Raw genomic sequence first — 8,671 nt, 5'->3', positions numbered from 1 at the left:
CCATTCCACCCCCAATATGTTGTAAAACACCCCCGAGCATATGTTCGAAAACACAATATGTTGTGTTTGCAGCAACGGCGGGATGCCACCTGTAGAACCACGCCCGCGAACCTCAACCTTCAAGTTGACCTTGAGGCGATTTTTGCGTCCCTTTACATGCCGTTCACATCGCCCCCAAACTCCCCCACCCAAGGCACGTGCGGCCCACCACCGCGACGCCAAGTGGCGAAAAATGGGACGGACCCCAGATTGCCCATGCGCGCGCAAAAGCACGCCACGGCAATCTGGGGCCCGTCCCCAAATACCTATAAATATACAGGTCAGCGATGTGTTAACGATGCGCCAGCGGATGCGCCGCCAGATAGACCTCGGTCAGTTGCGTTCGGTCGACATGCGTGTAGACCTGTGTGGTCGAAATATCGGCATGGCCCAAAATCTCCTGCAGCACACGCAGGTCGGCACCGCCCGCGAGCATGTGGGTGGCAAAGGAGTGGCGCAAGGTATGGGGATGGAGCCCCACCAGTCCCACCTGACGCCCATACCGCTCGCATATCGCATGCACGGCCTGGCGCGACAGGCGACGTCCGTTCTTATTTAAAAAGACCGCCGAGGTCTCGGTTCCGCGGGCATGGGCCGCCAAGCGAGAACGCCCCTCAGTTACATAGAGCGTCAGAGCTCGCGCCGCGCTTCCCACCAGTGGGGACAGGCGTTCCTTTGAGCCCTTACCGCGAACGAGTACAAAGCCATCGTCAATATGGATATCGCCCACATCGAGCCCAACCAGCTCACTCACACGCAAACCGCATCCGTAGAGCACTTCCAAGATGGCATGGTCGCGCAGTCCCATCTCGCCCTCGGGAAAGTCTTGATCGAGCAGCACCGAGACATCCTCCACCGATAGATACTCCGGCAAACGCTCAGCCTTTTTAGGCAGGCGCAACGCCGCCGTCGGGTTTTGGGCCACGGCCCCATCGCGCACCAAAAAGGCATGCAGGCCCTTCACGGCAGCAAGCGCACGCTCCACCGAGGCGTCGGAATAGCCTCCGTCGCGGCGATCGGCGACAAAGCCCTCCACGATCTGACGGGTCACCTCTTCAAAAGACACAATACCCGCCCGCTCCAGATAGGCGCAGTACGTCGTCAGGTCACGACGATAGGCCGCAATCGTGTTGCGCGCCAAGCCCCGCTCGACCGCGAGGTAATCGAGATACTCCCCCGCCGCCACGGCGAGCGACGAGGGAGTAGCTTCGGTATGTTCCTTATTCGCCGGCACCCTTAGTCCGTAGCGAGGTTCATGGGCGTCACCTGCAGACGGTCGACACCCTCGTGCTGGCCGATCGAAGCGCGCACGAACTCGCGGAACAGCGGCTGCGGGTTGGTCGGGCGGCTCTTGAACTCGGGATGAGCCTGGGTTGCCACATACCACGGATGCACGTCGCGCGGCAGCTCGACCATCTCGACCAGGCGCTCGTCGGGCGAGAGGCCAGAGATAACCAAGCCGGCATCCTCGAGCTGGTCGCGGAAGGCGTTGTTGAACTCAAAGCGGTGACGGTGACGCTCGTAGACGAGTTCCTCGCCATATGCCTCGCGAGCAAGGGTATCGGCGGCGAGCTTGCACGGATAGGCGCCCAGGCGCATGGTGCCGCCCTTCTCGGTCACGTCCTCCTGCGAGCTCATCAGATCGATGACGCTAAACGGGCCGTCCGGATCGAACTCAGAGGAGCTGGCGCCGGCAAGGCCGACGACGTTGCGGGCGAACTCGCACACGGCGACCTGCATACCCAGGCAAATGCCCAGATACGGAATCTTGTGCTCACGGGCAAACTCGGCCGCGAGGATCTTGCCCTCCAGGGCGCGCTTGCCAAAGCCGCCGGGGACCAGGATGCCCGAGGCGTCGCCCAGAACCTCGGAGACATTCTGCTCGTCGAGGCTCTCGCCGTCGACCAGCTGGACGTCCACATGGCGATCGTAGAAGACGCCCGCATGGTGCAGGGCCTCGATAACCGACAGGTACGCATCGGGCAGCTGCGTGTACTTACCCACGACGGCAATCTTAACCTTATCGGCGTGATGGTTGGCATGGTTCTGCTTACGCAGGAACTCATTCCACTCGCTCATGTCGCGCTCACGCGGGTCCAGGCCCAGGCGCTCGCAAATACGCAGGTCAAAGTCCTGCTCGGCAAGCAGCTGCGGCACGTCGTAGATGCTCGCGCAGTCCTCATTGGTAAAGACGCAATCGGTGTCGACGTCGCAGAAGCTTGCGATCTTTCCGCGGATAGCGTCATCGATATGGTGGTCGGAGCGCAGCACGATGATATCGGGCTGGATGCCAAAGCTGCGGAGCTCCTTGACGGAATGCTGCGTGGGCTTGGTCTTGACCTCGTGGGCGGCGGCAATATAGGGAACGAGCGACACGTGGATGTAGCAGACGTTCTCGGGGCCGGCCTCCTTGCGGTACTGACGAATGGCCTCGACAAACGGTTGGGACTCGATGTCGCCGATCGTGCCGCCCAGCTCGGTGATGACTACATCGGAGCCGGTCTGCTCTTCGATGCGGCGGAACTTATCCTTAATGGCATTGGTGACGTGAGGAATCACCTGCACGGTACCGCCCAAAAAGTCGCCGCGACGCTCGCGGGCGATTAGGCTTTTGTAGATGGCACCGGTCGTAAAGTTGGAATCGCGGGTCAGGTTCTCATCAATAAAGCGCTCGTAATGACCCAGGTCCAGGTCGGACTCGTAACCATCCTCGGTTACAAAGACCTCACCATGCTGGAAGGGGCTCATGGTACCGGGGTCGACGTTCAGATACGGGTCGGCCTTCTGCATCGTTACTTTGTAGCCACGCGACTTGAGCAGACGGCCCAGCGAGGCCGCGGTAATACCCTTGCCCAGGGACGAAACCACGCCACCGGTTACGAACACATGCTTGGTCATATTGAGTTACCTGCGCTTCCCGTAGAAGTTGTTTATCCACATCTTACGGGTCTTCATTGTAATACTCGTGCCGCGGACCGTTCGCAATTTTTCTCGCGTGCGATTGCATTTCTCAATCTTGAAACAAAACGCCGCCCGGTTTCCCAGACGGCGTCGCTATGGCAAGGGTTACATGCTGCTATCGATCAGCAACCTCGTCCTCGAGCATTTCCTGAACGAGCATGCCGGTCCGGACGCCCTCAAGATACCACTCGCCACGTTCGGTGAGGCAAATACCATTTGCAAGCTGACCGCCGTCGTCGCTATAACGCGAGACGACATCAATCATGCCTTCGGAATCCAAGCGATCGATTGCGGCGCGGGCACGATACGGCGAAACCCCCACGCGCTCGGCAAGCGTTTTGCGCGAGAAACCATACGGCCCGCCATTGTCTTCGGTTTGCTGGTCGATCTCCATCAACACCAGCACCTCGACACGCTTCATATCGTTGACACTCGCACGACCCTTGCCCGCCATAGCAGCCTCCTCAAACCGAGCACGAGCATCTAACGCGCCGTGCGCGACCGACACACCTCACGATGGCAGGTAATATCCATCATGCGGCATCCCGCTAAGGATGAAACAGTTATGGTTATTGTATACCGCTCAAATTGTTTCTAGGCAGGTAAACGGCTATTTTTCGCCGAAATAGGCGCTTTATTGATCAAAAAGCCGTACCGGGCGCTAACCCGATACGGCCAAAATGCAATGCAATTACCGCGGTGCTTCAAACTTAGCGATGGAAGAAACCGCGGCGCTCAAACTTGGGCTCGCAGCACACGTTGATACCCAGTTTGCGCAGTACCGTCTCGTCCGTCGGCGAGATGATCACGCTAAAGAAGGCATCGCAACCGCGCAACTGCTCCAGGCCCGAAAGGACGCGAGCGGCCGTCTCACTCGTGGCCGAGGTGATCGACAGCGCCATAAGCGTCTCGTCGGTGTGGAGGCGCGGGTTTTTACTTCCCAGGAAATGCGTCTTGAGCTTGCTGATGGGCTCGATCGCCTCATCGCTAATGACCTCGAGCTCAAGGTCGACGCCCGAGACATGCTTGAGGGCGTTCATGATGAGCGAGCTCGCGGCGCCCAGGCGCGTGGAAGTCTTACCGGTCACCACGGAGCCGTCGGGCATGACCATGGCGCCTACGGGGCCACCCGTCAGCTGCTCCCTGGTAAGGGCGGCCGAGCGTGCTGGCGAGTAATTCTTGTCGATACCGGCTTTCTTCATAATAATCTTGAGACGGTCGACTTGCTCATCGCCCACGCCGGTACGGCGCACATTTTCGACCGCGGTAAAGTAGCGGCGAACGATCTCCATCTTGGAAGCGTCGCGGCAGGCATCGTCATCGGTGATGGCAAAGCCGACCATATTGACGCCCATGTCCGTGGGGCTCTGGTAGGGGCTCTTGCCCAGGATCTTTTCCATCAGGGCACGGACCACCGGGAAGGCCTCGACGTCGCGGTTGTAGTTGACCGTGGTCTTGCTGTAGGCCTCAAGGTGGAACGAATCGATGATATTGGCGTCGTCGAGGTCAGCCGTGGCGGCCTCGTAGGCAATATTGACCGGATGCGTCAGAGGAAGATTCCAGACCGGGAAGGTCTCGAATTTGGCATAGCCGGCGGCGGTACCGTGCTTATGCTCGTGATACAGCTGCGAGAGGCAAGTGGCGAGCTTGCCCGAGCCAGGGCCGGGCGCCGTCACGACGACGAGCGGACGGGTGGTCTCGACAAACTCGTTCTTGCCATAGCCTTCGTCAGAAACGATCAGATCGACGTCGTGCGGATAGCCCTCAATGGGATAGTGCAGCTTGGCGGGAATGCCGAGTGCATTCAGACGATTGCGGAAGACGTCGGCAGCGGGCTGACCGGCATACTGCGTGATAACCACGGCCGCGACAGCAAAACCGTTGCCGCGGAACAGGTCAACCAGGCGCAGCACATCCTCGTCATAGGTAATGCCCAGGTCACCGCGAGCCTTGTTTTTCTCGATGTGGTTCGCGTTGATCGCGATGATAACCTCGACATCGTCGGCGATGCTTTTGAGCATGCGGAACTTGCTGTCCGGCTCAAAACCCGGTAGCACGCGGCTGGCATGATAGTCATCGAACAGCTTGCCGCCAAACTCCAAATACAGCTTGCCGCCAAACTGCGAGATGCGCTCCTTAATGTGAGCAGCCTGCAGCTCGATATACTTCGCGTTGTCGAAACCCTGGCGCATGTATGGCTCCCGTCCCGTTTCGTAAATTAAGTTCCTACGCGATTATAACGGAGCCTGCCCTCCCCGATGCCCAGGCCATCAACAGGCGCCAACCAAACACGCCATCGATAAGTTGCGGTGAAATAGCTCCTGTTTAACCCCTCAAGACGGCCAAACGGGAACTATTCCACCGCAACTTCCCCTTTTGGCGCAAAGTAACCTGACCCCTTTGCACCAACAGCAGAAACGTCGCGGGCAGAGAACGGACAGCGAACAGGCACCAGAGCGAGCAAGCCGCCCCCTGCGCCAACAATGGCAGCGCCGCAGGTTGAGCATAAGTCAGCGAAAGCCCACCAGAGCGAGCAAGGTGACGTGAAAGAGGAGGGCATGGCGCAAAGCAATCTGACACCTTTACACCAACAAAGGCAGCGCCGCAGGATGAGCATAAGTCAGCGAGCGCCGTCCAGGACGTACAAGTTGGCATGAAAAAGGCAAGGCATAGACCTTTTGGTCATGCCTTGCCTTTTGAATGACAAATTGTCGTCCTGGGCGGCGCGCAGCGTCGACCGGTTCCGGCGTTTGGTAAAACGCCGGAACGCAAGTCGCCCCCTCCCGCGCACGGAACGGGAGGAGGCTAAAGGTAGGAGTCTACCGGTGGGGTTACCCCACCGGACAGACGATGACCAGGTGATCCTTTACAGGATCGTCATGGTTTCCGTGGGGTACCCAAGGGGTACTTAGAGCATCACGCAAGCGACGGTCAGGATGATGGCGCAGACGACGGAGAGAGCGACGATGAGCTTAAGAGCAAACTTGAGCCAGGTCGTCCACTCGATCTTGGCCAGGGCAAGACCGCCCATGATGGCGCCGGAGGTCGGGGTGAACAGGTTCACGACGCCGATGGCGGCGGAGAAGATCATGACCATGACCTCGGGCGAGAAGCCGAGCTTAACAGCCAGCGGTCCCATGATGGGCATGGAGACAGTAGCCATACCGGAGGTCGAGGGGATTAGGAAGGACAGGCCGAAGTAGACCAGGAAGCTCATGGGAGCGAAGATCACGCCGGACAGGCCAGCCAGAGCATTGGCGGCAGCGTCGAGGACGTAGACGTCGAGGCCGGTGCTAGCCATGAGGACGGAGATACCACGGGCGAGGGCGATGACGAGGACAACGGACATCATGTCGGCAGCGCCGGTGATGAAGGTGTTGACGATCTGCTTCTCGGACAGGCCGCCGATAATACCGATCAGGACAGCCATGAGGAAGAACCAGGTGGAAGCCTCGTCGAAGTACCACTGACCAATGGGCAGGCCGGTGATCAGGGCAGACCAGCCCTGAACGATGGCGTTACCGTCGGCGTCATAGACAGCGCCAGCATCGAAGAAGTTGGCGACGCCCTCGTTAAGGTCGGCCAGCGGGATGAAGCCGACGATCATGACGACGAAGGTGAAGGCAAAGGCGATCAGAACACCCTTCTGACGACCGGTGAGCTTGACCTCCTTGTGAACCTCGGAAGCAGCCTTGCCGTGAGCCTCTTCGGCGTCCTTGAGCTCCTGCATCGAAAGGATGGTGGAACCCTTGTCAGCCTTGACCTTCTTGGCATAGCTCATGACGAAGAAGATGGACATGGCGGTGGTAACAATCCACAGGACGGCACCGAGGCCGATGATGATGGACTGGTTGACCTCAATGCCAACGCCGGTCAGAGCGTCGACGGCAGCGCCGACGGCAAACGGGTTAACCGTGGAGCCGAGGCAGCCGCAGCCAGCGCCGAGCAGGACGGTTGCAGCGCCGACCATGGGGTCGAAGCCAGCAGCCATCATGGTAGCGGCGAGCAGGGCGTAGAAGGGAACGGTCTCCTCGCACATACCATAGGTGGTACCACCGAGGGAGAAGATGAGCATCAGCACGGGAATGAGCATGATCTCATTGCCCTTAAGCTTCTGCACCAGAACGGCAATGCCGTTGTCCAGGGCGCCGGTCTCGGTCATCATGCCGAGGAAGCCGCCGAGGATCATAACGAAGAGGCAGACGGGCAGAGCGTCAGCGAAGCCCTTGACCGGGGCGGTGCAGAAATCGCTCAAGCGGGCAGCGGTAACCGCGCCACCGGACGTACCGGAGACGATAACGGTAACAACCGCGACGATTGCCAGCAGAGCAAGAAGAATGGTGAACGATGAAGGCATACCGCGCTTTTTCTTAGCGGTCTCAGTCATAGTTCTCATCCCCCCTTCATAAATCATTTACTGATCTCGCCCGAAGCGGCTCTTCCGTGCCGTGCATGTCGTTCGGTGCGAGATTTTTACCAGACAAAAGTGCTCGGGGTGCGCAGCAATGCACCCCGAGCGAGATGCTAGATGCTCTTACTTGAGCGTAGCGTACATGACAGCCTTGATGGTGTGCATGCGGTTCTCGGCCTCGTCGAAGACCTTGGAAGCGGGGCTCTCGAAGACCTCGTCGGTGACCTCCTGCTCGGTGATGCCGAACTGCTCGCACTTCTCGGCGCCAATCGTGGTGTTGGTGTCGTGGAAGCTGGGCAGGCAGTGCAGGAAGATGGCACCCGGGTTGGCCATAGCCATGACCTCGGAGGTAACGCGATACGGGGTGAGCTGAGCGATGCGCTCGGCCCAGACCTCGTCGGGCTCGCCCATGGAGACCCAAACGTCGGTGTAGAGAACGTCGGCACCGGTGACGCCGTCCTTGACGTCGGTGGTCAGCTTGATGGTGCAGCCGTTGGCCTCGGCGATGGGCTTGCAGGCCTCGATGACGTCGTCAGCGGGCATGCACTCCTCGGGGCCGCAGGCCACGAAGTTCATGCCGAGCTTGGAGCAGACGACCATGAGGGAGCGAGCGACGTTGTTCTTGCAGTCGCCCATGAAGACGAGGGTCTTGCCCTTGATGTCGTAGTTGAAGTTCTCCTGGACGGTCAGGATGTCGGCGAGCATCTGGGTGGGGTGCCACTCGGTGGTCAGACCGTTCCACACGGGCACGCCGGACTTAGCGGCAAGCTCCTCGACGTCGTCCTGGGCAAAGCCACGGAACTCAATGCCGTCATACATGCGGCCGAGAACGCGGGCGGTGTCCTCGATGGACTCCTTCTTGCCCATCTGCGACGAACCCGGATCGAGGTAGGTGACGCCCATGCCCAGATCCATGCCGCCGACCTCGAAGGCGCAGCGGGTACGAGTGGAGGTCTTCTGGAAGAGCAGGACGATGTTCTTGCCCTCGAGATAGCGGTGAGGAACGCCGGCGCGCTTCATGTCCTTGAAGTTCTTGGAGAGCTTGAGCAGGTACTCGATCTCCTCGGTGGTGAGGTCGAGGAGCTTGAGGAAGCTACGGCCGGAGAGGTTAACACCCATGGTTCGTATCCTTTCGAAAAAGTGAATTACTAAAAAGTGGTGCCCGTTTGACGGGCGAAACCGGTGCGGTTGTAGGGGGACCGCACCGGAACGTTAAAGACTTAGAGGTCCTCGCGCCAGAAGGGCATGCTCATGCAGCGC

6 protein-coding genes are annotated in these 8,671 nt (G+C 59.5%); all 6 read right to left on the bottom strand.

The features are described from left to right. Positions 1-331: 331 nt before the first annotated feature. The 6 genes from xerD to argF all read right to left on the bottom strand — a co-directional run bounded on the left by xerD (position 332) and on the right by argF (position 8,530). Positions 332-1,273 (bottom strand): site-specific tyrosine recombinase XerD, encoded by a 942-nt coding sequence (xerD, locus tag DW661_RS08140; protein ID WP_199411542.1) that lies wholly within the window; start codon positions 1,271-1,273, stop codon positions 332-334. Positions 1,274-1,275: 2 nt separating this feature from the next. Further along, on the bottom strand, positions 1,276-2,937 hold the full coding sequence (locus DW661_RS08135) for a CTP synthase (RefSeq protein ID WP_055286060.1): 1,662 nt from the start codon (positions 2,935-2,937) through the stop codon (positions 1,276-1,278). 178 nt (positions 2,938-3,115) lie between these two features. After that, positions 3,116-3,454: a hypothetical protein gene (locus tag DW661_RS08130; RefSeq protein WP_040358312.1), complete on the bottom strand. Its 339-nt coding sequence runs from the start codon at positions 3,452-3,454 to the stop codon at positions 3,116-3,118. 256 nt (positions 3,455-3,710) lie between these two features. Continuing rightward, a complete protein-coding gene (locus tag DW661_RS08125) occupies positions 3,711-5,192 on the bottom strand; it encodes a DUF1846 domain-containing protein (protein WP_118935314.1) in 1,482 nt (493 codons plus the stop codon). A gap of 716 nt (positions 5,193-5,908) precedes the next feature. Next, on the bottom strand, positions 5,909-7,396 hold the full coding sequence (locus tag DW661_RS08120) for a YfcC family protein (protein WP_369831814.1): 1,488 nt from the start codon (positions 7,394-7,396) through the stop codon (positions 5,909-5,911). A gap of 138 nt (positions 7,397-7,534) precedes the next feature. Further along, positions 7,535-8,530: an ornithine carbamoyltransferase gene (argF, locus tag DW661_RS08115; protein WP_117584234.1), complete on the bottom strand. Its 996-nt coding sequence runs from the start codon at positions 8,528-8,530 to the stop codon at positions 7,535-7,537. Positions 8,531-8,671 lie beyond the last annotated feature (141 nt).

This window comes from Collinsella sp. AM24-1, from assembly GCF_003470325.1.
Taxonomy (GTDB): domain Bacteria; phylum Actinomycetota; class Coriobacteriia; order Coriobacteriales; family Coriobacteriaceae; genus Collinsella.
This window is presented reverse-complemented; position numbering and strand designations above follow the sequence as displayed.

Excerpts from the sequence above, each read along its gene's own strand:
- argF (WP_117584234.1), bottom strand. The coding sequence starts at position 8,530 with ATGGGTGTTAACCTCTCCGGCCGTAGCTTCCTCAAGCTCCTCGACCTC.
- DW661_RS08135 (WP_055286060.1), bottom strand. The coding sequence starts at position 2,937 with ATGACCAAGCATGTGTTCGTAACCGGTGGCGTGGTTTCGTCCCTGGGC.
- DW661_RS08120 (WP_369831814.1), bottom strand. The coding sequence starts at position 7,396 with ATGAGAACTATGACTGAGACCGCTAAGAAAAAGCGCGGTATGCCTTCA.
- DW661_RS08125 (WP_118935314.1), bottom strand. The coding sequence starts at position 5,192 with ATGCGCCAGGGTTTCGACAACGCGAAGTATATCGAGCTGCAGGCTGCT.
- DW661_RS08130 (WP_040358312.1), bottom strand. The coding sequence starts at position 3,454 with ATGGCGGGCAAGGGTCGTGCGAGTGTCAACGATATGAAGCGTGTCGAG.